The sequence below is a fragment of the Asanoa sp. NPDC050611 genome (genome assembly GCF_040654855.1).
In the GTDB taxonomy this organism is placed as follows: domain Bacteria; phylum Actinomycetota; class Actinomycetes; order Mycobacteriales; family Micromonosporaceae; genus Asanoa.
Map to the genome: position 1 here is coordinate 39,009 of NZ_JBFAIU010000002.1, position 25,709 is coordinate 64,717.

Genomic DNA, 25,709 nt, shown 5'->3' on the forward strand with positions numbered 1-25,709 from the left:
ACCCTTCTATTTCGCGGCCCGGCGGCGCGCCAGCGAGCGGATGACCAGGACCTGGACCACGGACAGAGCGATCAGCAGGATCCCGTAGAAGAAGGACGCCGCCGAGGCGAGGCCGACGTCGGGATCGACGTCGCCCGTACCGCCGAAGGCCAGGTGGTAGATGTAGGTGTTGACGACCTCGGTGGCGAAGAAGGGACCGCCGTTGGTGAGCACCTGCACCATGTCGAAGACCTGGAACGAGCCGACGAGGGCGAGCAGCAGGATCACCACACCGACCGACCGCAGCATCGGAACGGTGACGTAGCGGAACATCGCGACCCGCCCGGCGCCGTCGAGCCGGGCCGCCTCGTACAACTCCTCCGGGATGGTCTGCAGGCCGGCGAGAAAGTAGATGAGGTTGTAGCCCAGGGTGTGCCAGATGCCGACCACGATGATGATGCCCATCGCGAACCGCGGGTCGCCCAGCCAGTCGATGTAGCCGCCGATCAGGTGCAGGTCCAGCAGGAGGTTGTTGATGACGTCGCCGAAGTTGGAGAACAGCAACTGGATGACGACGCCGACCACCGCGGCCGACGTGACCACTGGCAGGAAGAAGACGGTTCGGTAGAACGACGCGAACTTGAGCTTCTTCTGGTTGAGGACCAGGGCCAGGCCGAGAGCCAGGAAAAGCTGCACGGGTACGACGATGGCGACATAGAGGAACGTGTGCTTGACCGCACCCCAGAAGATCGAGTCGCCGATGATCCTGCGGAAGTTGTCGAGGCCCACATACTGGCTCGGGTCCCCGATGCCGTTCCATTTGTACAGGGTGTAGCCCAGCGATGCCGCGATCGGGTAGACGATGAAGACCAGCAGCAGCGCCATCATCGGCAGCGCGTAGGCGTAGGACCAGCGGGCCGCCCACATCCGGCCGGCCAGAGACTCGCGGCGCACGTTCATCTCAGCTTTCCTTGTCGTCGTCGGAGCAGGCCGCCGGGCCGGTCGCCCGGCGGCCTCCCGCTTTGTCAGGCCGGCTTGACCGCGTACGGCTTGCGCGGGTCCCAGTCGGCGAACACGAAGTCGGCCATGCTGACCTTCGCACCCGCCTTCGCGGCCGCCGCGACCCCGTCCTCCTGCGCCTTGTTGAGCCGCCCGTCGAGCTCCGAGAGCGCCCCGGCGACGTCCTTGAGCTGGCTGGTATAGAGGCCGGCGAGCACGTCGTTGATGTCCGGCTTGACGGCGTCGACCTTGACCTTGGCCAGCTCCGGGTTGCGCAGCGTGGGGTCAGGCCCCGGCAGGTTCGTGGTCGAGGTCGCCACGTACTGCGCGAACGGCGCGAAGTCGACGAGCGACGGGTCGTTGTTCTCCGGGTACGCCGACAGGCCGAGGCCGGCCTTGACCCAGCGCTGTCCGGCCTCCTTGCTGTAGAGCCAGTCGAGCCAGGCGAAGGCCGCGTCCGGGTTGGCCGTCTTCGCCGAGATGCCGAACATCCGGGCGCTGCTGCCCTGGCCGTAGTAGAAGTAACCCTGCGGCGTCGCCGTCGGCGACGGAAGCGTGACCAGGCTGTAGTCGGTGAACTTCGACTCCTTCCAGGCCGCCTGGCTCCACACGCCGTTGACGATCATGCCGAACTTGCCCTGCGCGAAGAACGCCCGGGCCTGCTCGTCCGAGGCGCTCATGGCGGTCGGGAAGATGAACCCGCGCCTCTTCCAGTCGAGCAGCAGGCCGATGAAGTCGGCGTAGTTGCGGTCGGTGCTGTAGGTCCACTTGCCGACCCGGTAGTCGAGGTTGTTCGTGCCGCCCACCGCACCGGCGCCCCGGGTGAAGATCTCCGTCAACCAGGCGAGCGCGCCGCCCTGGGAGTTGCCGAAGCCGAGGCCGAACGACTTGCCACCGGTCTTGTTGGTGATGGCCTCGGCCGCGCGGGTCACGTCGTCCCAGGTCTTCGGCAGTTGCGGGGTGCCGTCGGCGTTGACCAGGCCGGCCTGCTTGAACAGCCCGTGGTGGCAGTAGAGCTGCAGGTTGGAGCCGGCACCGGTGAACGGAGCGCTGTAGGTCTTGCCGCCGAAGGTGTTGCCGCCCTCGCCGAACCAACCCGGGCCGAACTTCGACTTCCACGACTCGTTGGCCCACTTGTCCAGCGGCAGCAGCCAGCCAGAGCTGACCTGCTCCTGGAGGGTCGGCGTACGCGCGATCTGGAACACGTCGGGCGCCGTGCCGCTGCGGGCGGCGAGCGCGAACAGGTCCGGGTACTTGTCGGTGACCTGGGTGGTCTTCTTGACCGTGTTGCCGCCGTGCGCCGCCTGGAAGAGCTTGATCTCCTGGTCCATCCAGTCGGCCTGGCTCACCAGCCAGTCCCAGCTGGTGATCTGCGACCCGGCGGCCGCCTTGTCGTCGGAACCGCAGGCGGCCAGGGCGGGGGTGAAGGCCGCCGCGACGGCTGCCTTGATCAACGTACGTCGTTGCATGGTTGCTTCTCCTGGGACGAGGTCAGACACAAGGGGACGAACTGGCGGTCGCGGTGGCGCTCTGCCCGCCGAGGTGCCACGTCACGGATGACGTGTCGGCGAACGCGACGGCCACCCGACGGGGGCGTTGGAAGGGCAGGAACGCGACCGGTTGACCGCGGTCGGCGGGCGCCGGGGCGAAGGTGTTGCGGGTACCGATCGGCACCGGCAACCCGAACGCGTTCGGGTTGTTGTAGCCGAAGTACGCCGTGTGCGTGCCGTTGTGGTTGTCGACCACGCAGACGTCCCGGGGCACGACCGGGGCGAAGGTGGTCCGGTCGGCGCCGGCCGGTTGCAGGGCGGCGTCGTCGACGTAGAGGTCGTCGGCCCCGCTGGTGGTGCTGATCCACCACTCGGCGCGGCTGAGCGTCTTGGTCCAGCTGATCGGGATGTCGTTGGCCGAGACCTGGGTCCAGCCGCCCGCGCTGACCGCACCGGACGCGAGCGGCACCGAGACCGTCGTGTTGTCGGTGAAGAACAGCTTCGCCTTGATCAGCGCGGTCGTGGTGGGTGCGCCGTCGGCGAGCCGGATCCACGCCGTGGTCTTGTAGCGGGCGCCGTTGGTCAGCTGGACGCCCTGCGCGGGGCCGGCCCACTCGTAGGTGCGGTTGGTCGCCCGCAGCGCCTGGCCACCGGTGTGCACCGGTGCGCTGACGGCCCCGGCGGTGCAGGGCGAGAAGCAGTACCAGCCGGAGCCGCCGCTCTCGACGTCGCCGTTGTCCAGCACGTCGACGCCCTCGGGCGGCGAGGCGTGCACGTTGAAGGCCAGGTCGTCGACCAGCAGGTCGGGGGTTCCGGCGGTGGTGTCGACCCACCACTCGGCGCGGGAGAACGAGCCGGTGAACGAGACCGGGATGTTGTTGCCCCGGATCTGCGTCCACCCGGTGTCGCTCACTGGGGCCGTGCCGAACGGGATCGTCACCTGGCCGGTCGAGGTCCACACCTTGAGCCGGATCTCCGCGGTCGCGGTGCCCGGTGTCGCCAGCCGGACCCACGCCGAGGCGTCGTAGCGCCCGTCGAGGCCCACCGTCACGCCCTGCGCCGGGCCGACCCAGTTGGCCGACCGGCCGGTCACCTTCAACGCGCCCGACCCGCCGTGCACCGGGCTGCTCACCACGGAGAGCCCGCCGCAGCCGCCCAGGCAGTACCACCCGCTGGTGTTGCCGCCCTCGACGTCGCCGTTGGCGAGCGTGTTGGTGTTGCCCGGCAGCTTCGGCGTGACGAACGGTGGTGCCACCGGAGGCGGCGCCGTGCCGACGGTCGGGGTCAGCGACACCTCGTCGAAGGTGCACGTGCGGCCACCCGGCACGGGGTTCTGCCAGAGGAACACCTCGGCCCAGCCGGTGCCGGGCGGCGCGGTGAAGGCGGCGACCTGCTGGGTGTAGGCGGTCTCGTCGCGATAGTTCAGCGTGTGCTGGAAGCTGGTCGTGCCGGGTGCCGGCCCGCCGCGGACGCCCACGTAACACTGGTTGCCGGCCCCGCTGGAGCGACCCCAGCCGGCGAGCGTGTAGTTGGTGCCGCCGGTCAGGCCGAGCACCGGCTGGCGCAAACCGCTGCCGCTGGCTGCGGTGGCCGCGGTCCGCACGGCCCCCGTCCCGGCGACCGCGTCGGTCACCGCGGCGGTCCCGAGTGCCAGCGGCGTCCAGCCGTTGGTGCCGTGTGCGAAGCCGCCCGCGACGATCATGTTGCCGAGGCCGGCGCGCACGGCGGTGCCGACGCCGTCGGCGACCACCTTGACCGAGGCGCCGGCGGTCGTCGGCATGTCCACCTCGACCTGCTTGGCGACGCCGTCGACGGTCACGGTCACCAGGTAGTCGCCCTGGAAGCCGCGGACGGTGTAGCGGCCGTCGGTCGAGGTCGTGCCCGACGCGTTGGTCCACCACTGCTTGAAGACAAGGTCGCGCAGGGCGAGCAGGTTCGGCTTCGGGGTCCAGTCCGGCCGGTAGAACGCCACCAGCGGGTTCCAGATGTTGGGCTCCCAGAAGCCGAAGCTGCTCACGCCGGTGATGGCGGGTTGGCTGAAGGCCATGGTGAGGAAGTCGCGGGTGTAGTCGGCCTGCAGCTGCTCGTCGTCGGTCGCCACGTCGAACTCGGTGATCTCCAGCGGCAGGCCGAGGTCGCTGTACTGGTCGAACAGCGCGGGCAGCTCGGCGGGCGGGGTGAGTTGGAGCCCGCTGAAGTGGCCCTGGATGCCGAGCACGTCGACGGGGGCGCCCTGCGCCAGGAGGTCGGCGAGCAGGTCGTGGATGTACCGCTGCTTGCGCAGGTTCCACCCGTTGTCCTCGACGAGGTCGTACTCGTTGAGGTAGAGCAGCGCGTCCGGGTCGGCCTGCCGGGCCAGCTCGAACCAGCGGCCGATCTCGGCCGAGCCGAGGATGTCGGTGACGTTGTGCTCCGAGTAGGGCTCGTTGACCACGTCCCACTCGTCGGCGATGCCTTGCAGCGCGCTGACCTCGTCGGTGACGTGCGCGTCGATCCGGGCCCGCAGCGCCGCCGGGTCGCCGGCCAGGGTGCGCACGTCGGGCGGCATGAGGCCCCACGAGCCCCAGACCAGGTTGTGCCCGTGCACGGTGTGTCCCTGCTCCTTGAGCCACTCCAGCGCCGGCAGCGTCTCCCGGGTCCGATGCGCCGTGTCCTCCCAGTAGTTCCACTTCAGGTCGTTGCCGAGCGCGACGGAGTTGAAGTCGGTAGCGACGACGTCGCGGTACTTGTCGCCGTCCGGCGAGTCCGAGACCAGCCACGGCGCGGCCGCGGCGGTGCCGAAGTCGAAGTCGTGGTCCTGCATCGCGACCTTGACGTCGGCGCCCGGCACCGGGTGGCCGGCCGGGTCGACCACGTCGACCTTCAGGTCGCCCTTGCGGTACTGGTCGATCCGGGCCGCGGCGCCGGCCCGCCAGGCCGCGTCGCTCTCCCGGCCGGCGTACGTCACGGCGGGGTAGCCCGGCGGGTCGCCCTGGCCGTAGTCGAGCACGGAGACGCCGGCGATCTGGAGCACCTGGGGCCCGTAGCCCAACCAGAACTGGAAATGGGCGTCACCCGGTGCGTAGTTCTCGGCAATCCGGAACGGAAACTGGAACCGCTGCCACTGCGTGCCGATCTTCAGCGGCGCGTTGGCCGACTTGGTGTAGCTGCCGCCGTCCCGCTCGAAGATGAAGGTCGCCTGTCCGGAGCCGCTGCCGGCGACCGGTGCGATGCTGCGCGCCCAGAAGGTCGCGAGCGCCGCGTCGCCCTGCTGCACCGCGCCGCCGATCTCGGCGCCCAGGGCGATCTCGTATTCGCCGTCGAGGCCGGTGCTGGTCGGCGCGGTCGTGGTGGTGATCTGGAGCGCTTCGGCGAAGTCGGTGTGGCTGACCGGCAGGATCTCGACCCGCGGCGCGGGGTCGCCCTTGAACTGGTTGAAGGCGGTCAGCGGGTGCGCCGGCATGACTTCCACCGGCGCCGCGGCGCGGGCCGGGTCGGCGAACCCCACGAGGGCCGTGCTCAGCAGCGTGCTGGCCGCGACGACGCGGAGGAGCCTTCGCTTCCGGGGACGGAGCAGTGTCATGAGCGATGCCTTTCCGGGGGGACGGTGGCAGCGCTTCACCACGCCCTCTGTCCTTTGTCGACAGAGCAGCTGGTGAAGTGTGTGGAGGTGTGTGCGGTGCTAGGACGTTCTGCTGACGTTCGGCCCGAGCCCGCTCCACGTCCGTGGTGGGGTGTCCGGGCCGACGGCCGGCGGGCGGGCCCGGCGGTGGGGCTTCTTCGCCGCGCGGGCGGTGCTCTCGCGGACGATCAGGCTGGTCGACATGCGGGCGGGTCCGGCGTCGCCGGTGGCGCCGTCGATCGTCTCCAGCAGCAGCCGTGCGGCGGCCTTACCCATCTCGGGGAAGGGCTGCCGCACCGTGGTCAACGGCGGATGGGTGTCCGCCGACGAGGCGATGTCGTCGAAGCCGACGACGGAGACGTCCTGCGGCACGCGCAGGCCGCAGTCGATCACCGCCTGCATGACCGCGTACGCGGTGTTGTCGTTGTGGGCCACGATCGCGGTGGGGCGGTCGCGCCGGGCGAGCAGCTCGGTGACCCGCTCCCGGATCGTCGGCGGGTGGAAGCTGCCTTCGACGGTCAGCTCCGGGTCGGGGTCGATCCCTGCCTCGGCGAGGCCGTCGAGGTAGCCGCGGTAGCGTTCCTGACAGCACACGTAGGTCATCAGGCCCTGCACGCAGGCGATCCGGGTGTGCCCGAGGTCGAGCAGGTGACGCAGCGCGGTGCGGGTGCCCTCGTAGTTGTCGGCCTGCACGGACGGCAGGGTCGACGGCGTGCCGAGGGTGTTGACCAGCACGACCGGCAGGCCGGTCCGGTGCAGCTTCTCCAGCGGGTCGAGCGCCTGGTCGTGGGTGACGACCAGCAGGCCGGCCGAGAGCCCGGACGCCCTGATCCGCTCGACGAGCGACGAGTAGTCCTTCTCGTTGGTGCTGGTGTAGAGGATGATCTCGTACGGCGACTGCTCTATCACCGACGCGACGCCCCAGTTGACGGCGGCGACCATGTGCCAGGTCAGGCCGGGCACGATCATCCCGATGAACGGTGTGCGTCCTTTCGCCAGCGCCGTCGCGGCGGTGCTCGGGGTGTAGTTGTGGCTGCGCATCACCTCGAGGACCCGGTCACGGGTGGCCGGGTCGACCTTCGGGCTGTTGTTGAGCACGAGTGACACCGTGCTCTTCGACAACCCGGCCAGCTGCGCGATGTCACGAATCGTCAGCTTGGGCATGTCGGTCCTCCGTGGTGGCAGCGATGGGTCGTGTCGCTCCATTGTGGTACGCGCCTCCGCGGAGGAGACACCAGGTGATCGCGTTCGCCGGTCGCGTTGGAGCGGTCCAACGCCTGTGCCGGACGGTAGCAGTGGACCGGTCCAACCGCAATGCCTCGGCGACACAATCCCGTAACCGGCCGGATGCCGGCCGGGCATTTGCGCACCGCGGCAAGGAGATGGCACGCTCGCACTCCGAGTCGTAACGGGCCTCGCCGGTCCCCGTTGGTGCCTCGCTTCGGATCGCATCCCCAAACGGACACCTGAGGAACCGGCATGCCCGCAGGCTATTCACTGCACGATTTCGAGTTCGATCTCCGAGCGCACATGGCCCCCGCCAACGTCTGGGTCACCAGCGGCTGGACCTCGGTCATCGCCCGGGCCGGCACGGTCTGCGGGGTCGGCGGTCTTTTCGCGCCGCCCTACGCGGCCCCGGACAGCACGCTCACCGTCACCCTCGACGTCGACGGCCGCGAGGTCAGCGACGGCGTCCGGCCCGGCATCGCCGGCTTCGGCCTCGGCCTGCTCGCCGCCGGCGGCACCTGGCGACCGGACCGGGTCGAGCGGCGCGGCACCTTCCACCAGTACGACGACGGGCGCCTGGTCTCCCTCGGGGTCTCGAGCCGCCTGACCCCGCTGCACGGCACCGCCGCCTACGTCCTCGAGATCACCGTCGAGAACCGGGCCGACGACGCCGCCGAGGTCACTGTGCGCCCCGCGCTGTCGACCGGGCGTTCAGGCTTCGTGCCGCTGGCCGAGTGGGGCTGGATGCCGCCCTCGCCGGACGGGGACGAGCCGCTCACGCTGCGGCACGACGACCTGCGCAGGCGGGTGCCGGCGGGCGGCCGGGCACAGTTCACCCTGACCGTGTCGGCGGGCGAAGCGCCGGAGGTGCCCGAAGCCGCCGCCCGCGAGGCCGGCGAGCGGTGGAGCCGCCGGCTGACCACCGCCCTGGCGGCCCTGCCGCGCCTGGAGACCGACATCCCCGGGCTCGCGGACTACTGGCACCGCAGTCTCGCCAGCGGCCTGGTCTGCCTGTGGGACAACCCGGCCTTCATCACCAACCCGTTCGTCGCCACGTCCGGTGTGGATGGTGGTGCGCTGTGCGCCTACGTCTGGGACACCGGCGGCTACGCGCCACACCTGCTCACGCTGATGCTCGGCGACACCGCGACCGAGCTGCTCGAAGCGATGCTGAAGGCCGACCTGACCCGGCACTACGCGATCGCGCCCGACGGCACCGGCCTGGGCGTCGCCTACGCCTACAGCGGCTGGTCGCTGGTCACCCTGGCAACAGCGGTGGCCAGCCAGCGCGACCTCGCGCCCGGTCTGGTCGAGCGGCTGCACGACGCGGTGGCGACCCTCGACGCCCGCTTCCCGGCGGCCGGCGAGCTGCGCGACTACGGCACCCAGCACAACCTGCTGGAGATGCGCGGCGCGGGGTGGGAGCACGTGGTGGCGAGCCCGAACGCCGAGCGCGCCGCGTATCTCGACGCCCTCGCCACGCTGGCCGAGGCCTCCGGCGCGGTGCTGCCGGTCGACGAGTTGCGGGCCACCGCCGGCCGGATCCGCACCGCGGTCGCCGACCAGCTCTGGGACGCCGACGCGAAGTGGTTCCGCAGCCGCTATCCGGACGGGCACACCGAGCTCGCGTACTCGGTGCAGGCCTTCGACGCCCTGCGCGCCGGCGCCTGCACCCCGCAGATGGCCGCCGACCTGATCGCCCGGGTACGACCGGGCGCCTTCCTCGGCGCCTACGGGGTCAGCAGCGTCAGCGCCGAGGACGAGCGGCACTACGAGGTGGGCGACACCGACTGGTCCGGCGCCGGCGCCTACACCGGCGAGGCACCGCAGCTCGCGCTGACCCTGTGGGAGCGTGGCGAGCACGAGCTGGCCTGGACCGTGCTGTCCCGGCTGCTGTGGATGGGCGAGCACTACCCGTACTTCCCGCAGGAACACTATTCCGATCGGCCCGCCGCCCCGCCGGTCGGCCGCCGGGCCAACGTCGTCGCCGGGCTCGCCGGCGCGGAGGCGATCCTGCTCGGGCTCGCCGGCGTGCGACCGCAGCCCGACGGGCGCCTCGTCATCGCGCCGCCGCCGGCCCCGGGCACGGTCACGCTGCGCGGGCTGCGGTTCCGGGGCCGCGTGGTCGACGTCTCCTGCACCCCCGACGGCTTCACCGTCGCCGTGGACGGCCAGCCGGTTCCGGCCGTCGACGGCGTGGTCACGGTGGGGAGCCGGTCGTGAGGAACCTGCTCGACGGCACCTGGACGCTGCGCGCCGGCGCCGGGCCCGTCCCGGCGGAGCTCGTCGACGACCTGCGCGCGGGCGTTCCCGCGACCGTGCCCGGCGTCGTGCACACCGACCTGCTGGCCGCCGGCCTGATCCCGGACCCGTTCGACGCCGCCAACGAGCCGGCCCTCACCTGGATCGGCTGGACCGACTGGGAATACCGCCGGTCGTTCACGTTCGAACCGGGCGACCACGACCGGCACGACCTCGTCGCCGAGGGCCTCGACACGATCGCGACGATCTGGCTCAACGGGGTCGCGGTGGCGCGGACCGCCAACCACCACCGGACCTACCGCTTCGACATCGGCGGTCTGCTGCGGGCCGGCGCCAACGAGCTGCGGATCGAGTTCGCGTCGGCCGCGCGGTCGGCGCGTGAGGCCGCGGCGGAGGTCGGGCCACGGCCGCTGGTCGACCGCGCACACCCGTTCAACGCGATCCGCAAGCCGGCCTACCACTTCGGTTGGGACTGGGGTCCGGAGATCGTCACGGCCGGGATCTGGCGGTCGATCGCGGTCGAGAGCTGGTCGGCGGCCCGGATCGCCGAGATGCGGCCGTTGACCTCGTACGCCTCCGGCGACGGCGGCGCGCTCGACCTGCACGTCGAGGTGGACACTGCCGCCGACGCCGCCGGTCTCGCGGTCCGGGCGCACGTCACCGGCCCCGGCGGGGTCGACGCCCAGGCGACGGCGGCGCTGACCGGCGGCCACCGCGTACACCTGCCGATGGCCGTTGCCGAAGCGCGGGCGTGGTGGCCGCGCAGCCACGGCGACCAGCCGCTCTACGACCTGGATGTCGAGCTCGTCGCGGCGGACGGTGCCGTGCTCGACCGGAGGGCGTCCCGGGTCGGGTTCCGCAGCGTCACTCTCGACACGACGCCCGACGAGGTCGGTACCCCGTTCCGGTTGGCGGTCAACGGCAGCGACGTCTACGTCCGCGGGGTCAACTGGATACCGGCCAGCTCCTACCTGCCCAGCATCACCGCGGCCGACCTCGACCGGGCCCTCGACGACGCGGTCGAGGCCAACGTCAACCTGGTGCGCGTCTGGGGTGGCGGCGTCTACGAGTCGGAGGACTTCTACGCCGCCTGCGACGCGAAGGGTCTGCTCGTCTGGCAGGACTTCCTGCTCGCCTGCGCGGCCTACGCCGAAGACGAGCCGTTGGCCGGGGAGTTCGAGGCCGAGGCCCGCGAGGCGGTCGCCCGGCTGGCCGGGCACGCGAGCCTGGCACTGTTCAACGGTGGCAACGAGAACCTGTGGGGGTACGCGTCCTGGGGCTGGCGGGCGCAGCTGCGCGGCGCGACCTGGGGCGACGGCTACTACACGGAGCTGTTCCCGCGGATCGTCGCCGAGCTGGCGCCTGGTACGCCCTACTCGCCCGGCAGCCCGTCGTCGATCGATCCCTACCTGCACCCCAACGACGAGTCGAACGGGACCATGCACATCTGGGACGTGTGGAACACCGACGACTACAGCGTGTACGCCGCACACCGGCCGCGGTTCGTCGCCGAGTTCGGCTTCCAGGGCCCGCCGGCGATCTCGACCCTGCGCGCGGTGGTGCACGACGTCCCCGAGTCGCCGTACGGGCCGCAGATGCTGGTGCACCAGAAGGCCGTCGACGGCAACGGGAAGCTGGAACGCGGGCTCGGCGACCACCTGTTCATACCGGTCGAGTTCGTCGACTGGCACTGGGCCACGCAGCTCAACCAGGCCCGTGCGATCCGCTTCGGCATCACGCACTTCCGGTCGCTGTTCCCGCTCAACACCGGCGCCGTCCTGTGGCAGCTCAACGACTGCTGGCCGGTCGTGTCGTGGTCCGCGGTCGACGCACGCGGCATCCGCAAGCCGCTCTGGCACGCCCTGCGCGAGGTGTTCGCCGACCGCTTCGCGTCGGTCCGTCCGGGTGCGCTCACCGTCCACAATGACCACGCACAGGCGTGGCGGACGACCGCGCACGCGGTTCGGATGACCCTCGACGGTAAGCCGCTCGCGTCCTGCACCGCGGAGCTGAGCGTGCCGCCGCGCGCGTCGGCCACCCTGGCGCTCGCCGCCGACGTGTTCGCCGCGGCCGACCCGGCCGACGAGCTCGTCGCCGTCAGCCTCGGCACGGGCGAACGGGCCGTCTGGTACTTCGTCGAGGACCCCATGCTCAACCTCGCCGCCGACGCCGTCGACGCGACGGTGCGGCCGGCCGGCGACGGCCACGACGTCGTGGTGCGGGCCGGCTCGTTGGTCAAGGACCTGACGCTGCTGGTCGACCACCTGCACCCGCACGCCCGCGTGGACAACGGCATGATGACGCTGCTGCCCGGCGAGGAGGTGACCTTCCACGTCAGCACGCCGGAGCCGCTCGACACCGCGGCGCTGGTCACCCACCCGGTCCTGCGGACCGCCAACGACCTGGTCGCATAGCCGGCATCGCTACGCCGTCGGCTGTTTCACCTCCACCGTGATGTCGTACTCCCCGACCATCGGTAGCGTCGTGACAGCCTGGTAGGTGCCTTTGCGGTTGCTCAGCTCGGCCATCGTGATCGGCCCTTGCCGGTGCGACATCGGCATCTCCACCATGTCGCTGTACGCCACCACCTGACCCATGGTGATGGGGTCGTGCGGCCGGCAGGCGAGGGGCCGCGCCCGGGCGGGTCACGATGAACGCGACGACCGCCAGCACCAGCGCGAGGCTCGAGCCGACCGCCATGCCCAGCACGAAGCCCTGCCGGTAGAGCCGGCTCTCGTGCGGCCCCGGCTGGCCGGTGCGCCGGGCGGTCCGGAACGGCCAGCCGACCAGCATTGCCCGCATGCGCAGGGACGTCTTGTCCGCAGAGATGCAGGCTTTGTAAGGCGCCGACCGCTCGGTAAACGGTTCTCATGACGGGCATTCAGGTACTCCCAGCCCAGCGTTTGACGGCGGGGTTCCGCCCCGCTTTCCCGCTTAAGCCGGTCAACGTCATCGACAGCTGTTGGCGCCTCGTCGGTTCGAGGTCATTGCGAATGTCCGGTAACGATCGGCAGGTGGGCGAGCGGCTGCACCCTGCCGTGCCGGGCATCGAGAATTGGGTGCCTGCCGTAGGAGCTGCGCTCGTACTCTCTGCTGGTGAGCGATAGCAATGACTACGTGAGGTTGCGAGAGATCTTCAACGAGGACGCTGCACGGTATGACCGTGCACGCCCTCGATACCCAGTGCAGATGTTTGATGATCTCGCTGCGGCCGGGGTAGCGCCTGGGGCAAGGGTGCTGGAGATCGGCTGTGGCACTGGCCAGGCGACCGTGCCGTTGGCTGAGCGGGGCTACCGCATCGTGGCTGTCGAGTTGGGCACGGAGATGGCGGCTGTGGCTCGGCGAAATCTTGCCGCGTTCGACGCGGTGGAGGTCGTTACGGCGGCGTTCGAGGAGTGGCCCTTGCCCGGTGAACCGTTCGACGTGGTGTTCTCCGCTACCGCGTTTCACTGGATCGACCCCGCGGTGCGGGTGTCGAAGTCTGCTGAAGCTTTGCGTCTCGGTGGCCTGCTGGCCACTGTGGGAACCCACCACATCGCTGGCGGTACCTGGACTGAGGCGTTTTTCGTTGAGATCCAGAAGTGCTACGAGCGCTTCGATCCGTCGACCCCACCGGGCCTGCGTCTTGAGACTGCTGGTGACATCGTCGAAGACGATCGGGAGCTCACCTCGTCGGGTCGATTCGGGCCTGCGGAGTTCTACCGATACGAGTGGGAGCTGCCGTACTCGACAGCTGACTACCTGGATCTGCTGTTGACCTACTCCGGACACCGTGCCTTGCCGGACGTGCAACGGAGCGCACTGCTGAACTCCATCACGCGGCTGATCGACGCGGACTACGGGGGTCAAATTGTCAAGCGCTACCTGACTGAGCTGAGGATAGCCCAACGAGTCCGGTGAAGCGCTTCGACCAGTGGCGGTTGGATTCAGCCGCCCGCTCATCGCTGCGCTCGCCGCAGCCGGCGCCGCACAGCGACTCGACCTCAGCGGCCATCAACGCCTCGGCGAACGTCTTGACCATCGCCCGCAACAGATCGGGTGACGGACTCGATGTGCTCGCGCAGGAACGCGGCACCATCCACACTTACAGGTGCCGCTCCCACTCCTCTCATCCCGCCCAAAGTGGGCGAGTCGTACACCACCTCCGTGGACGTGACCTCATGGAGTGGTGCTGGCCGAGGAGCGAGCCGGACCAGGGGGGGTTGAGCTTCGCTGGCGGTCTATTCGCAGGTGAAGCGGGGTTCCGCGGCGTAGGTCCAGGTGAACTTCTCCCGCTCGACCACCTTGCCGGCCTTCTTGAAGAGGCGGAACGCGTCCTGTGTGAAGCCAGGGATGCCGTTGGTCGCGATGCACGTCGGACTCTTTGGCAGCTTGATCACCTTCGGGCTGGTGATGTTGCGCCGCGGGCTGTACTCCGTGGTCACGTCGTCCCAGACCTTGGTGCTGTACATGGACACGGTGATCGAGTTCTCGGTCCACGAGGTGTCGATGACGACGCCGTACTCCGTGTTGTTCCGGAACTTCAGGTCCAGGTCCGGCCAGAAGATCGTCGACTCGATGACCGCCGGATAGCGGTCGAAGTAGTACGAGTGCGGCTTGTGCTCGATGTCCTCGAGCCCCGCGTAGTACGCCGCGTTGAACAGGGTGGTCGTGAACTGCGATGTGCCACCGCCGACGCCCGGCACGAGCTTGCCGTCGAGAATGACCGGGGCGTCCTGGTAGCCCTGCTGGTAGCCGCGTTCACCGGTACGCCCGTTGAGTGAGAAGACCGCGCCGGGCTTGACGAGGGCGCCGTCGACCTCCTTCGCGGCCTGCACGATGTTCTGGCTGCGCGGTGCGGACAGGCCACCGGTGAACTTCGTGGTGAACGTCGAGACCCGTTCCTTGATGCCGAGCTTGGCGATGTCGGCCGCGGTCGTCGCCGGTTTCGCGGTCACCAGCTTGCCGGCGACCGTGCGTTCGCCGGTCTTCGGCAGCACGGCCAGGAGGTCGGCGGCCAGGGCTTCCGTGTCGACCTGGCGCCCGTCGGTCCCTTCGGTGACCCGCGGCTTGCCGCCGACGATGGCGACCTGTGCGTCCTTGGGCTTGATCTCGACCGCGGCGAGCGGGCCGGCGAGCGCGGCACGCAGTTTCTTCACGTCCAGCATGGGCTCGATCCGGCCGGCCTTGTCAGCGGCCAGCCGCAGGCTCTTGGCGATTGCCGCCGATGCCACGGTCACCTCGCCCCGCTCGGTCGTGACCGTCACCGGTCCCGCCACCGCCGGCCGGGCGAACTCGGCGATCAGCCTGTCGACGTCCTCCTTCGTCGTGGCGGGATGGATCTCGACGATCGGGACATCCACCGGCGCGCCGGCGAGCCAGCCGGTGCGGAGCGCGCTCGCCGACCTCGCGGCGTCGAGACCACGCCCGGGCTGAGGGTAGTTCGCCTTGGGCGTGATGCCCGAGAAGGTGATCGACGGCAGCTTCATCGCCCGCGCGTCCCTGCCGAGCGCCTTGCCCAGCAGCTCGTGGAGCTTCTGTTCGTCGAGGGTGACGACCGGTTCTACGGCACGCGAGCCGAACAGGCGTCCGAGCGGGCCCGGACTGGTCTCGATCGCGGCGTCGACGGTCGCCTCGACGTCGACCGCGAGATCGACGTGGGCCGGGGTGACTTCGGTGGCCTGGTCACCCAGTCGCACCGGCACCGGGGCGCCAAGCGTTCGCACCTTCCATGCGAGCCCGTTCCGCAATGCGGCGACCGCCTCGGAGCGGCTCTTGCCGCCAATGTCGACACCGAGCACCGAGGTGCCGCGCGAGACCTCGCCCGCGTACGCGTAGGCGCCCGCGCCGCCAATGGCACCGAGCACGGCGGCGGCGACCCCGCCGGCCATGAACAGCCGGCGTCGCGACGAGCGTGGCCGGCCGGGCTGCGCGGGAACAGCGTCCGGTACGTGCTGCGGTGCCGGTCCCGTCTGGACGGGAATGAACGGCTCGACCCGGCCCGGCGGCGTCAACGGCTGTAGGTCCGCCTGACGCGGCGCCGGGAACTGCACGGTCGGGGCGTCGTTGGCCTCCGGCTGCTTGCTCACGTCAACTCCGGACTTCGGCGAGTCGACCGTCGGGCCGACGGGCGATCTGGTGACGCCCGCACGATGCTAGCGAGATTCGGTCAGAAGTTTGAACATCTCCCGCCAGCCCACCTTTCCTCGTTGCGATAGGTCCCTGGCGCAGCTTGTTCGACGAGCTTCGTCGTCAGGTGTGGGGAGTCCGTCCCCCACCACGTACTGGTGACGACCCAAACTCAGCCGGTTCCACCACCGTGAGAGATAGAACCTGCGTAGGTCTGCCACCGAGCGGGTGGGCCGTTTGAGGTGAATCTGCGTGGCTTGGAGCGGCAGGACGGAGCAGGTAAGCCGTAGACCAGTCGATAACCCGGATACTGTCGTCTCGTGAGGGTCGTCAGGCTGCGTGGTGTTCGATGTCGGCGACTGCCGCTATGACCTACGACGCGTTGATGGCGGCCGAGTATCGCACCGGCCGGCGGTTGAAGGCTGTCGATGTCGACCGGTGGATGTCGGTGGCTCGCCCGTACCTGCCCTCGGCAGATGGTCTTGTGCTTGACATCGGTGCCGGCACCGGACGGTTCACCGCGGCGCTGGCACAGGCTTGTGGAGCGGCGGTGATCGCGTGCGAGCCATCAGCCGCGATGCGTTCCGCGTGGTCAGTGCACCATCCGCAGGTCACACTGGTTGCGGGGAACGCGGAGGCTCTGCCCTTCCGTGACAACGCTTTCGATGCGGTGTGGGCGTCCCAGGTGGTCCATCACGTGGGCGATCTCCCGGCGTTCGCCGCGAACCTTCGGCGCGTCCTGAGACCATCGGGGCACCTCCTGCTACGTGGAGGATTCGGGCCAGCGGACCGTCTGCCGCTGTTTGGCTACTTTCCGGACGCGTGGAAGCCGGGAGCTGCGGTGAGCCTGGCGCTGCCGGCCATTGCCGAGGTTCTCGCCTGTCACCGTGTCGCGCTTGTCGACCGGGTCCCGGTAACGCAGGTTTTCGCCAGCACAGCGGCCGAACTCGTCGGCAAGGTCCGAACGCGATCATTGAGCAACCTCGCCGCTCTCACAGACGACCTCTTCGAGGAGGGCTGCTCCGCTCTGGAGCGTGACGCGACTATCGGCGCCATAACGTTCCCCGTCGTCGAGCACCTTGATCTCGTAGCTTTCCGCAGCGATTAAGACCACATCCGCTTCTGCAGCCGATCATGCGCGACCTACGACCGCAGGCATCGCGTTTAGGGAACGCGACAGCCGGCCGTGATCGGGTCGTTGAGCTGACGTGCGAGGAACCACGGCGTTCAACCGAATCCTGCAGCTGCCTGGCGCTTCGGTGCACACGGTGGCGTTCACTGATCAAGGCATCGTCATCGGGTTGCGTCGACGGCGGCGCCGGCTGCTCTGCCGGTGCGGGGCGAGAATGGCCGCTCCTTACGACTCTTCCCGGCGGCAGTGGCGGCATCTGGATTTCGGCGCCTGCCGGGTTTGGGTGAAGCCGACATCTATCGCGTCGACTGCCGCGCCTGCGGACGGGTCCGAACCGAACAGGTGCCCTGGGCTCGCCCCACTGCGCGGCACACCAGCGACTTCGAAAACATGGTCGCCTGGCTCGCTCAACGGATGGACAAGACCGGCATCAGCCGCCTGTTGCGCTGCTCGTGGGAAACCGTCGACGCCATCGTCACCCGCGTCGTCGCCGACCACATCGACGACGCCCGCCTGGGCCACCTCTATCGCATCGGCGTCGACGAGATCTCCTACAAACGCGGACACAAGTTCCTGACGATCGTCGTCGACCACGACACCGGCAACGTCGTCTGGGTCGGCAAACAACGCTCCAAAGCCGCCTTTGAACAGTTCTTCACCTCCCTCGGCTCCGACAGGGCCGCAGCGATCGAAGCGATCAGCCTCGACGGCAGCAGCATCTACCTGCCCGTCACCCGGGAACAAATCCCGCAGGCTCGGATCTGCCTCGACCCCTTCCACGTCATCAAATGGACCAACGAAGTCGTCGAATCGGTCTACCGAGCCGAAGCACCCGCACCGGCCCCGGACTGCCCTCGCGCCGGGACTGGCGACGCACCCGGTTCGCGGTCCGCGCCGGCCGCGAACACCTCGACGAGCACCACCACCAGATCCTTGGCGCGCTGCGGCGTCACCGCTGAGGCCGCGTCGATTCGGGACCCGTCGACTCCGAAGGGTGGGGGATTAGGGCGCGCGTCTGCTATCGATGGACCCGTGCCGAACCCTAGTCGCCACGGGCCGCGAGGACCGACGCAATTGTCTCCTCACATGGTTATCAGATTTCAAACCTTGTCGGAGACAAGCGATTCTCCACCATCCGTTGATTCTCAAGCGCCACCAATCGACGCAACCCATTGATTGTCTATCGGGATCGGCTCAGTCTCGATGAAGTACCGTGGCTCCCCACGGCCGGCAATGGGCACATCGAGGTAGGTCCGGTGTCCATCTGGTGGCGCCTTGGCTCTGCCCAGGCGCCACCGGCACCTCCGGCTTCACCGCGTCATCGCTTGGACGTCAAGATTCCGATCGCCGGCCCTGCCGCCCACGGTGCAGGGCGAGGTAGGCGATCCGTGTGCCGTCCGGCGAGATCGTCGGAACGGCGAACCGCGGATCGGCGAAACCGACCTCGACCTCGATCAGATCCGGCATCGAGGCGTACGACGAATGGCAGTCATCGGTGCTCCAGGCCCTCAGTCACCGCGGGGATGATCGCGGTGACGCGGATCTCCACACGCATGGCCGGCTCACCCAGGGCAACAACGGCGACCTCGGTCCAGATGGGGGAGCGGTCGCCCATCCGTTTACGGAACTGTTCGACCATGACCGAGTTGTGAGCCTCGAAGTTCAATCCGACACCCTGTGGTTGGAACCCACTCAATGACGGGAGGTTGCGTTCTCGTCCTGAAGGTTGCCGGGCTCCAGCGCACTCGGGCCCAGATGTGCCCCGCCGGACGCGTCGATCACCTGGCCGGTGATCCAGCGAGCCGCCGGCGAGGCCAGAAACGCGACCAGGTCCGCGACGTCCTCCGGCTCCCCGACCCGGCGCAGGGCCGAGAGCCCGGTCACGGCCGCCCGAAACGCGGGCATCGCGTCGAACAACGCCGTATTCGCCTCGGTGGCCGTGGTTCCCGGCAGCACCGCGTTGACCGTGATGCCCCGCCGGCCCAGCTCCTGCGCCAGCGTGACACTCATCGTGTTGATCGCGCCCTTGGTCATCGCGTAGCCGAGCACGTCGGGCACTGCCATCCGGGTGACCACCGACGAGATGTTGACGATTCGCCCGCCGTCCCGGAGCCGATCCAAGCCGCGCTGAATCACGAAGAAGGGTGCCTTGACATTGACCGCGAACAGCTCGTCGAAGTCAGCCGGCCGCGCGGCGCCCAGCGCGGGTGTGGCCCCGCCGATCGCCGCGTTGTTCACGAGCACGTCGATGCCGGGTGGCGCGCCGCGCTCGGCCAACGCGGCGTCCACGGCATTCCAGAGGTTCTCGGCGTCACCGGGGACGCCGAGCCGTCCCCCGACGGCGAAGGCCGCGCCACCGGTCCCGGTGATCTCCGCGACGGTGGCCTTGGCGGCCGCCTCGTCCCTGCCGTAGTGCACCGCGACCAGCCCCCCGTCCGCGGCGAGCCGCTTGGCGATCGCCCGCCCGAGGCCCCGGCTTGCCCCCGTGACGAGGCTGGTCGTTCCGGCCAGTGTTCCCACAACTTTCCTTCTTTCACGGTTCGCGTCGGTACGGACCAACGATGCGACCGTCGCGGGATGCCCGGCCATCAACTGAGTCATCGGCGTCCGGGGTTGGTCCACTTGCTCGCGCGGGTGACGGGGCGGAGTTGGCCAACACGCGGGAAACGGGCAGGTGGCGGCCCGATCGTTACACTGGGTCACTATGCGAATCGACGCCGAGGAGAACCGGGTGCGGATCATCGCCGCGGCCCGGGATCTGATCGCCGAGGCCGGCCCGGGGGTGCCGATGGCGCGAGTGGCGCGGCGGGCCGGGGTCGGCGTGGCGACGCTGTACCGGCGATTCCCCACGCGCGACGACCTGGTCGCGGAGACGTACGCGGATCAGCACGCCGAGTGCGCCGCGTCGTGGCGGCAGGTGGTGCGGGACTCGGACCCGGCCCGGGCGTTGCGGGACACGATCCTGCGGCTGTGCGCGACCCAAGTGGTGGATCGCGGGTATACCGCGGCCATCCTCGGCGGGCGGGGGCTGGAAGACGAGCGGATGGAGTACGACCGGGCGCTGACGGTGCTGCTCGACCAGGCGAAGGCGGCGGGGTCGCTGCGGCCGGGGATCGGGGTTGGCGATCTGAGGCTGTTGCTGGCCGGGAACGCGGGAGTCATCGCGGCGGCGTGGCCGGCTGCTGCGACGGCCTCGCGCCGGTTCGTGGAGCACATGCTGCGCTCCTTCGAAGCGCCACGGGAGACGAGCCGACAGGGCACACCAACGCAGTGTTGACCGGCCGGGCGGCAGGCAACGGGCACGATGGCGGGATGTCACTGGCCCGGCTCCCAGCGGAACATCTTCGAGGCGAACGCGATCGCCACGACGACCCAGGCGAGTGTCGGAGCCAGCAACTGCAGCGAGTCGGTGAGTGGCACTCCACCGTTCCAGGTGTTCATGACCAGCTCGGTGGCCGATCCGCCGGGTAGCAGCCGCTTGACCAGGGTGAGGTTCTCGGTGCCGGTGATGCCGACCCAGCTGGCCACGGCGATGGTGCCCAGGCTCAGGGGCAGTGTGGTCACCTGGGCGTGCTCGGGAGAACGCGTCACGCCGGCCGTCGCCATCGCCATCGCGAGCAGCATCGCGAATGTCGACGCGATCGCCACCGCGAGGAGCGGGACGTTGGCGGGCCTGTCGCCGATCGCGGCGGACACGCCGAGGATCAGCACCACCTGGATGAGCGCGATCGCGCTGACCGGAAGCACGAGACCGGACAGGATGGCCGGATCGCGCGCCGCGGTGGACCGCAGTCGCTTGAGGAACAGGTTCTGTCGGCGGGAAGCCAGGGTGGTCACGGCGGTGGTGTAAAGGGCGAACGCGCCGATGGTGAAGACGATGACGGCTGCGACGTAGCCGAGACCGCCGGCCCCCTCGAAAGCGTCGCGGTAGTAGACGAAGAAGACGCTCGCCGCGACCGGCATGATGAGGTTGGTGATCAGCACGGCCCGGTTGCGCAGGATCTGCACAAGCTCGCTTCGGGCGATGGAGAGCATGGGGATTCCTCTTTGGATGGTCAGGCCGGGACCGGATCGGTCTCGATGGCGCGGAAGACGTCGTCGAGCCGGGTGGGTGCCGCGGACAGCCCGTGCAACTCGACCCGGTGGGCAGCTGCCCAGTCGAGCAGTTGCTTGAGGTCGGTCTGCAGTTCGAAGGTCTCGACGAGGTACGACTCGTCGGACAGCGCGGCGGCACGCACCGGCGGCGCCGGGGCGTTTCGCGGGAGCGAGAACCGGATGGCGGCCGGCAGCGTCCGGGTCAGCTCCGCCACGGTTCCCTGTGCGCGGAAAGAACCACGGTGCATCAGTCCGATGCGGTCGGCGTACTGCTGCGCCTCCTCCAGGTAGTGGGTCGTCAGCACGATGGTGGAGCCGTCTTCACGGAGCTGTTCGACGGCGGCCCAGAGGGCGTCGCGGGACTGGATGTCGAGCCCCGTCGTGGGCTCGTCCAGAAAGATCAGCTCGGGTCGTCCGTAGACGGCGGTGGCGAAGTCGAGTCGCCGCTTCTGGCCACCGGAGAGCTGCGACACCCGGTTGCCGGCCTTGCCGGTGAGATCGACGATGCCCAACACGCGGTCGACCGAGTCTGACCGCCCACTGAGCCGACCGATCAGCCGGACGGTCTCCGAGACGGTGAGGTCGGGTGCGAAGCCGCTCTCCTGGAGCATTATCCCCATCCGGGGTCGCACCGCGGGCCGGTCCGTCGGGCTGTTGCCGAACACCCGCACGGTTCCCGACGACGCGTGACGGTGTCCTTCGATGATCTCCAGGGTCGAGGTCTTGCCCGCCCCGTTGGTGCCGAGAAGCGCGTAGAGCTCGCCGCGCTCGACCACAAAGGACAGATCTTTCACCGCCTGGAGTTCGCCGTACGCGAGATTGAGCCGATCGACCTCGATGACGGGAGATGTACGTGACATGCCGGCGCGCTCCCTTACCTCGGATCCGGTCGGCACACGATTCGCAGCTGCCGCGAGCCGTCCGTGGGGCGGACCGCGTCGCCCTGGGCGAGCAGCCAGGCCAGGACGACGAGGTCGAGGTCGCCGAGCGATGTGGTCCTCATGTCCGCTGATTCCTTTCCCCGTGGTCGCAGCTCCGCCGAATCAACACCGTGTTCTCGGCACAGGGTCAAGGACTGTTCGCCGGATCACGGTGCCTTACCAGCCCAGGTGCCCGAACTCGTCCTGGAAGGTTCCGGTCGGGCCGTCGGCGCCGAGCGTGGCCAGGCGGACGACGGTCCTGGCGCTTTCCACCGGTGACCGTCCGATGCCGTAGGCGGCGGTCATGTCGGTGGCGGCGGTGCCGGGCTCGATGGCGTTGAACTTGATGCCCGGCTGGGATTTGGCGTACTGGACGGTGAGCATGGTGGCGGCCGACTTGGAAGCGGCGTAGAGCGCGAGCGGCATGCCGGACTCCGGCCGCTCCGGGTTGGTGACCGCCCAGAAGGACCCCATGCTGCTCGACACGGTGACCACCGTGGGGTTCGAGGACTTCCGCAGCAGGGGCAGCGCCGCCTCGGTGACGCGGACGATCCCGACGGCGTTGGTGTCGAAGGCCCGCAAGGCGCCTGGTCCGTCGACGACTCCGTCGGCGAGGATGCCGGCGTTGTGCACGAGCACGTCGAGCCGCCCTTCGACCGTGTCGATGGTCGCCAGCGCGTCGCTCACCGACGCGTCGTCGGTCACGTCGAGCTGCACGAACCGTGCGCCCAGCGCCGCCGCGGCCTGCTCGCCGCGCTCGACGTCACGGGCGCCGACATAGACGGTGTGGCCGGCCTCGATGAGCTGCTTGGCGGTCTCGAAACCGATGCCCTTGTTCGCGCCGGTGATCAGCGTGATGGTCATGCGCTTCCTCCTCGATGTGCGGCACCGCGTTTTGTACCGCTCGGTTCGAGCGCAACCCTAGCAAGTTCTGTACCGCTCGGTAGGAGACCTGGATCACGATTTGTACCGAGCGGTAGGCTAGGGCGATGACTGGGACCACGACCACCGGACGACCGCGGGCCTTCGACGAGGAGACGGTCCTCGACCGCGCCACGGAGGTCTTCTGGCGGCACGGCTACGAGGGTGCGTCGTTGAGCACCCTCACCGACGCGATGGGCATCAACCGGCCGAGCCTGTACGCCGCCTTCGGTAGCAAGGAGCAGTTGTTCCAGCGCGCCTTCGCCCGCTACCACGCGGCCCAGGTGGCGAGGGCTCGCGCCGCACTCGCACAACCCACCGCGTACGCCGCCGTCGAAGCATTCCTGCGCTCCAGCGCCGACGGTCTCACCGCCGCCGATCACCCGGCGGGTTGCCTCTCCGTCCAGGGAGGCCTGGCCTGCTCGCCCGAGAACGGCCGGATCTCCGAGATCCTTGCCACCGGACGGGCCGCCACCGAAGACGCCCTCAACGAACGGCTGTCCCGCGCGGCCGAGGAGGGCGACCTCCCGGACGGCATGGATGCCCGGGCGCTGGCCCGATTCGTGATGGCGCTCAGCGAAGGCCACGCCGTCCACGCCGCGGCCGGCGCCAGCCGTGAAGACCTCCAGGCCTCCGTCGACATCGCCATGCGAACGCTCACCAGCGTTCGTCCCCGCGACTGACGATGCCGGGGTTCGCGGGCTCGCAGAAGGGTCGCGACGGCGGATCGGACGCGGCCCAGGCAGTCACCCGAAGTCAGTCCGACGGCGCCTTCGGCCGCCCGCGGTATGCCTGCACGCTGGTCGGGAAGGTCCACCCGAAGCGAACGGCGGCCAGACGCACGGACGTGGTCACGGCCACGCAGGTCAGACCCGCGATCACGGTCGGGGTGCCGAGTTCGGCAAGCAGGATGAGTGTCCCAGCGCCGGCACCGGCGGCCACGGCGTAGAGCGTGCCGACGTGGAGGAAGGAGACCGGCAGGTTCAGGATGACGTCGCGCAGCATTCCACCCCCGATGGCTGCGATGACGCCGACGACCAGCGCCCCGGCCGCCCCGACGCCGAGCGACAGCGCCTTCGAGGCCCCGATCGCGCCGAACAGGCCCATGACGACCGCGTCGAGCACGGTGATCAGCCGGCCCGCTCGACCGAGCGCGGGGTGCAGCATCATGCCGAGGACGGCTGCGGCGCCGGCCACCAGCAGATACCAGTTCTTCCAGATCACGACCGGCGGCTGATCGAGCACCGTGTCGCGGAGCAGGCTTCCGCCGACGGAGACGGCGAGCCCGATCACGACGACGCCGAGCACGTCGATGCGGCGATGTCTTTCTCCTGCCGCGAACAGGGCGCCCTGCAGGCCGCCGAGACCTGCGGCGACAAGCTCGATCCACAGTGCCACCTGAAACGGCGTGCTCGACATGCGGTCACACTCCGGGGGCGTTCGGGGCCGGCTCACCGGACGCGCACGAGCCGGCCCAGGGACGTGGTTCAGCGCGCGGTGGCCGCGGCGGTCGCGATGACGTCGGCGACCACGCCGGACTGCGTCACGTACACGGCGTGGCTGGCCGGAACGTTGGTGACCCGCGCGCCGATGCGCTTGGCCATGTACTGCAGCATCGCCTGGTCGAACGCCTTGTCCTCCGTCGCGATGACGGCCCAGCTCGGCTTGTCTCGCCAGGCGGCGTTCTTCACCGGCGCCGCGAACACCGCCATGTTGATGGGCACCTGCGCGTCGCGGAGGAAGGCCGCGTCGGCGTCGCTGGCGTCCGCGGCGAACCCAGCCTTGAACGTGTCGTGGTTGAGGAAGCCATATCCGTCCTCGACGTCGATGACGAAGTCGGGCGTCGGAGCGAATCCCTCGTACTGCTGGGCGGTGGTCTCGCCGGCGTCCGGCGCCAGCGCCGACACGTACACCAGTCCGGCGACCTTGGGGTGAACGCCGGCCTCGGTGATGACCGTGCCGCCCCAGGAGTGGCCCACTAGAATCGTCGGGCCGTCCTGCAGGTCGAGCACTCTCGTGGTCGCCGCGACGTCGTCCTCCAGCGAGGTGAGCGGGTTCTGCACGATCGTGACCCGGTAGCCGCGGGCCGTCAGGTTGTCGTACACGCCGCGCCAGCCCGAACCGTCGGCGAACGCGCCGTGCACCAACACGACGTTCTTGATCTCCTGACCAGTGGTGCTCATGAGGCTCGTCCTTCCGTCAGCCGCTCCGGGCGGGTGGTCGGGGCGGATCTTGAGAGTTGGCAGTCGCCGCCTCCGACGTGCAATATATTGCACATCGCACGTCGCATCAAGAGTTCGAGGAGGCTGGGCACGTGACCCCGGTTGGACGTCGGCGCGAACTGGCTGCCGTGCAGGAGCTGCTCGACCGGGCCGAGCGCGGCAATGGGGGGCTTCTGGTGCTGACGTGGCCGGCCGGAGCCGGGAAGACGACGCTCACCGATGCCGCCGCGGCGTCGGCCCATCGGCGGAAGCTGACCGCGTTCCGGGCCTCGGGGGTGGGCACGGACACGGGCCGGCTGATGTGGAACCAGCTGTTGCGCGACGTCGGTGCGGCGCAGTTGCCGGACGAACCCACCGCCGCGGATCTGGACCGGGCCGCACGAGACCTCGCCGCGGGCACTGGCCGGGTGCTGCTGATCGAGGATGTCGACCGGTCGGGTGGCTGGGCCGTGCAGCTGCTCGCCCGGCTGGCGTCCCGACTCGCCACGGCACCGACCGCCGTCCTGGTGACCTCCGGCGTTCCGCTCGGTCTGACACCGGAGCTGCACCTGGGCGGGCTGTCGGAGACGGACCTCGCGGGCCTGCACGAAGCACCGCTGCATCGTCTACCTCGCCGGCCTAACGGAATGGCAGAAGTGGTTCGGAGGCGACCTCGAGGACTGGGTGGTCGGCGATGCCATACCGGCCACGGAGAGACGATCCGACATCGTGCTCCGCCTCGACGCGATCGCCGGCGGCGACGCTGAAGCACGA

General features: G+C 69.6%; 23 protein-coding genes and 1 pseudogene. 8 read left to right on the plus strand and 16 right to left on the minus strand.

What is annotated here, in order from left to right; genetic code table 11:
• Positions 1-6: 6 nt before the first annotated feature.
• The 4 genes from AB0H87_RS00595 to AB0H87_RS00610 form a co-directional block, all read right to left on the minus strand.
• Positions 7-939 (minus strand): sugar ABC transporter permease, encoded by a 933-nt coding sequence (locus AB0H87_RS00595; RefSeq protein ID WP_360137242.1) that lies wholly within the window; start codon positions 937-939, stop codon positions 7-9.
• Positions 940-1,004: 65 nt separating this feature from the next.
• A complete protein-coding gene (locus AB0H87_RS00600; protein WP_360137245.1) occupies positions 1,005-2,447 on the minus strand; it encodes an extracellular solute-binding protein in 1,443 nt (480 codons plus the stop codon).
• 22 nt (positions 2,448-2,469) lie between these two features.
• Complete coding sequence (locus AB0H87_RS00605; RefSeq protein ID WP_360137248.1) at positions 2,470-6,030, minus strand: endo-1,4-beta-xylanase; 3,561 nt, start codon at positions 6,028-6,030, stop codon at positions 2,470-2,472.
• A 99-nt stretch (positions 6,031-6,129) separates the two neighbouring features.
• On the minus strand, positions 6,130-7,233 hold the full coding sequence (locus AB0H87_RS00610; protein ID WP_360137251.1) for a LacI family DNA-binding transcriptional regulator: 1,104 nt from the start codon (positions 7,231-7,233) through the stop codon (positions 6,130-6,132).
• Positions 7,234-7,548: 315 nt separating this feature from the next.
• Here AB0H87_RS00610 and AB0H87_RS00615 point away from each other — a divergent pair, with 315 nt between their 5' ends.
• Together AB0H87_RS00615 and AB0H87_RS00620 are read left to right on the plus strand one after the other, a co-directional pair.
• The gene (locus AB0H87_RS00615) at positions 7,549-9,519 is read left to right on the plus strand and encodes a hypothetical protein (RefSeq protein WP_360137254.1); all 1,971 of its coding nucleotides are present in this window, start codon (positions 7,549-7,551) and stop codon (positions 9,517-9,519) included.
• Positions 9,516-11,972, plus strand: a complete 2,457-nt coding sequence (locus AB0H87_RS00620) for a glycoside hydrolase family 2 protein (protein ID WP_360137257.1) — start codon at positions 9,516-9,518, stop codon at positions 11,970-11,972. The genes AB0H87_RS00615 and AB0H87_RS00620 overlap by 4 nt, the downstream gene beginning before the upstream one ends.
• Before the next feature lie 9 nt (positions 11,973-11,981).
• On the opposite strand, the gene AB0H87_RS00625 is transcribed toward AB0H87_RS00620, so the two are convergent.
• A complete protein-coding gene (locus tag AB0H87_RS00625; RefSeq protein WP_360137260.1) occupies positions 11,982-12,146 on the minus strand; it encodes a hypothetical protein in 165 nt (54 codons plus the stop codon).
• 508 nt (positions 12,147-12,654) lie between these two features.
• On the opposite strand from AB0H87_RS00625, the gene AB0H87_RS00630 reads away from it, so the two are divergent.
• Positions 12,655-13,458, plus strand: a complete 804-nt coding sequence (locus AB0H87_RS00630; protein WP_360137263.1) for a class I SAM-dependent methyltransferase — start codon at positions 12,655-12,657, stop codon at positions 13,456-13,458.
• A 34-nt stretch (positions 13,459-13,492) separates the two neighbouring features.
• Here AB0H87_RS00630 and AB0H87_RS00635 read toward each other — a convergent pair.
• Positions 13,493-13,636 (minus strand): annotated as a pseudogene (locus tag AB0H87_RS00635) (hypothetical protein); the annotation flags it as partial.
• Between the two features lie 142 nt (positions 13,637-13,778).
• Positions 13,779-15,626, minus strand: coding sequence for a VanW family protein (locus tag AB0H87_RS00640; RefSeq protein ID WP_360137266.1), 1,848 nt, complete (start codon positions 15,624-15,626; stop codon positions 13,779-13,781).
• Positions 15,627-16,033: 407 nt separating this feature from the next.
• Between AB0H87_RS00640 and AB0H87_RS00645 the strand changes: the two genes are divergently transcribed.
• Entirely contained in the window at positions 16,034-16,774 is a 741-nt protein-coding gene (locus AB0H87_RS00645) for a class I SAM-dependent methyltransferase (RefSeq protein ID WP_360137269.1), read from the plus strand.
• A 303-nt stretch (positions 16,775-17,077) separates the two neighbouring features.
• Positions 17,078-17,974, plus strand: a complete 897-nt coding sequence (locus tag AB0H87_RS00650; protein WP_360137272.1) for a transposase — start codon at positions 17,078-17,080, stop codon at positions 17,972-17,974.
• Between the two features lie 156 nt (positions 17,975-18,130).
• On the opposite strand, the gene AB0H87_RS00655 is transcribed toward AB0H87_RS00650, so the two are convergent.
• The 3 genes from AB0H87_RS00655 to AB0H87_RS00665 are packed head-to-tail and all read right to left on the minus strand — an operon-like array spanning position 18,131 to position 19,387.
• Positions 18,131-18,265, minus strand: coding sequence for a hypothetical protein (locus AB0H87_RS00655; RefSeq protein ID WP_360137275.1), 135 nt, complete (start codon positions 18,263-18,265; stop codon positions 18,131-18,133).
• 22 nt (positions 18,266-18,287) lie between these two features.
• Entirely contained in the window at positions 18,288-18,437 is a 150-nt protein-coding gene (locus AB0H87_RS00660; RefSeq protein ID WP_360137278.1) for a hypothetical protein, read from the minus strand.
• A gap of 53 nt (positions 18,438-18,490) precedes the next feature.
• Complete coding sequence (locus AB0H87_RS00665) at positions 18,491-19,387, minus strand: SDR family oxidoreductase (protein WP_360137281.1); 897 nt, start codon at positions 19,385-19,387, stop codon at positions 18,491-18,493.
• Between the two features lie 142 nt (positions 19,388-19,529).
• Between AB0H87_RS00665 and AB0H87_RS00670 the strand changes: the two genes are divergently transcribed.
• Entirely contained in the window at positions 19,530-20,075 is a 546-nt protein-coding gene (locus AB0H87_RS00670; RefSeq protein ID WP_360137284.1) for a helix-turn-helix domain-containing protein, read from the plus strand.
• Between the two features lie 38 nt (positions 20,076-20,113).
• Here AB0H87_RS00670 and AB0H87_RS00675 read toward each other — a convergent pair whose 3' ends face one another.
• From AB0H87_RS00675 to AB0H87_RS00690, 4 genes are all read right to left on the minus strand, one after another.
• Entirely contained in the window at positions 20,114-20,833 is a 720-nt protein-coding gene (locus AB0H87_RS00675) for an ABC transporter permease (RefSeq protein WP_360137287.1), read from the minus strand.
• Positions 20,834-20,853: 20 nt separating this feature from the next.
• A complete protein-coding gene (locus AB0H87_RS00680; protein WP_360137290.1) occupies positions 20,854-21,753 on the minus strand; it encodes an ABC transporter ATP-binding protein in 900 nt (299 codons plus the stop codon).
• Positions 21,754-21,767: 14 nt separating this feature from the next.
• Positions 21,768-21,896, minus strand: coding sequence for a hypothetical protein (locus tag AB0H87_RS00685; RefSeq protein WP_360137293.1), 129 nt, complete (start codon positions 21,894-21,896; stop codon positions 21,768-21,770).
• 94 nt (positions 21,897-21,990) lie between these two features.
• Complete coding sequence (locus AB0H87_RS00690) at positions 21,991-22,677, minus strand: SDR family NAD(P)-dependent oxidoreductase (RefSeq protein WP_360137296.1); 687 nt, start codon at positions 22,675-22,677, stop codon at positions 21,991-21,993.
• Between the two features lie 125 nt (positions 22,678-22,802).
• Between AB0H87_RS00690 and AB0H87_RS00695 the strand changes: the two genes are divergently transcribed.
• A complete protein-coding gene (locus tag AB0H87_RS00695) occupies positions 22,803-23,417 on the plus strand; it encodes a helix-turn-helix domain-containing protein (RefSeq protein ID WP_360137299.1) in 615 nt (204 codons plus the stop codon).
• Between the two features lie 73 nt (positions 23,418-23,490).
• Here the strand turns inward: AB0H87_RS00695 and AB0H87_RS00700 are convergent, their stop codons facing one another.
• Positions 23,491-24,153: a TRIC cation channel family protein gene (locus AB0H87_RS00700; RefSeq protein ID WP_360137302.1), complete on the minus strand. Its 663-nt coding sequence runs from the start codon at positions 24,151-24,153 to the stop codon at positions 23,491-23,493.
• 68 nt (positions 24,154-24,221) lie between these two features.
• Positions 24,222-24,917 carry an alpha/beta hydrolase gene (locus AB0H87_RS00705; RefSeq protein ID WP_360137305.1) on the minus strand — a complete coding sequence of 232 codons (696 nt, stop codon included), beginning with the start codon at positions 24,915-24,917 and terminating at the stop codon, positions 24,222-24,224.
• Between the two features lie 56 nt (positions 24,918-24,973).
• Here AB0H87_RS00705 and AB0H87_RS00710 point away from each other — a divergent pair, with 56 nt between their 5' ends.
• The gene (locus AB0H87_RS00710) at positions 24,974-25,702 is read left to right on the plus strand and encodes an ATP-binding protein (RefSeq protein WP_360137308.1); all 729 of its coding nucleotides are present in this window, start codon (positions 24,974-24,976) and stop codon (positions 25,700-25,702) included.
• Positions 25,703-25,709 lie beyond the last annotated feature (7 nt).

Coding starts and splice junctions, on each gene's coding strand:
- AB0H87_RS00700 (WP_360137302.1), bottom strand. CDS start 24,153: ATGTCGAGCACGCCGTTTCAGGTGGCACTGTGGATCGAGCTTGTCGCC.
- AB0H87_RS00605 (WP_360137248.1), bottom strand. CDS start 6,030: ATGACACTGCTCCGTCCCCGGAAGCGAAGGCTCCTCCGCGTCGTCGCG.
- AB0H87_RS00690 (WP_360137296.1), bottom strand. CDS start 22,677: ATGACCATCACGCTGATCACCGGCGCGAACAAGGGCATCGGTTTCGAG.
- AB0H87_RS00695 (WP_360137299.1), top strand. CDS start 22,803: ATGACTGGGACCACGACCACCGGACGACCGCGGGCCTTCGACGAGGAG.
- AB0H87_RS00675 (WP_360137287.1), bottom strand. CDS start 20,833: ATGCTCTCCATCGCCCGAAGCGAGCTTGTGCAGATCCTGCGCAACCGG.
- AB0H87_RS00665 (WP_360137281.1), bottom strand. CDS start 19,387: ATGGCCGGGCATCCCGCGACGGTCGCATCGTTGGTCCGTACCGACGCG.
- AB0H87_RS00610 (WP_360137251.1), bottom strand. CDS start 7,233: ATGCCCAAGCTGACGATTCGTGACATCGCGCAGCTGGCCGGGTTGTCG.
- AB0H87_RS00655 (WP_360137275.1), bottom strand. CDS start 18,265: ATGCCGGATCTGATCGAGGTCGAGGTCGGTTTCGCCGATCCGCGGTTC.
- AB0H87_RS00705 (WP_360137305.1), bottom strand. CDS start 24,917: ATGAGCACCACTGGTCAGGAGATCAAGAACGTCGTGTTGGTGCACGGC.
- AB0H87_RS00660 (WP_360137278.1), bottom strand. CDS start 18,437: ATGGTCGAACAGTTCCGTAAACGGATGGGCGACCGCTCCCCCATCTGG.
- AB0H87_RS00600 (WP_360137245.1), bottom strand. CDS start 2,447: ATGCAACGACGTACGTTGATCAAGGCAGCCGTCGCGGCGGCCTTCACC.
- AB0H87_RS00595 (WP_360137242.1), bottom strand. CDS start 939: ATGAACGTGCGCCGCGAGTCTCTGGCCGGCCGGATGTGGGCGGCCCGC.
- AB0H87_RS00645 (WP_360137269.1), top strand. CDS start 16,034: ATGACCTACGACGCGTTGATGGCGGCCGAGTATCGCACCGGCCGGCGG.
- AB0H87_RS00615 (WP_360137254.1), top strand. CDS start 7,549: ATGCCCGCAGGCTATTCACTGCACGATTTCGAGTTCGATCTCCGAGCG.
- AB0H87_RS00680 (WP_360137290.1), bottom strand. CDS start 21,753: ATGTCACGTACATCTCCCGTCATCGAGGTCGATCGGCTCAATCTCGCG.
- AB0H87_RS00685 (WP_360137293.1), bottom strand. CDS start 21,896: ATGAGGACCACATCGCTCGGCGACCTCGACCTCGTCGTCCTGGCCTGG.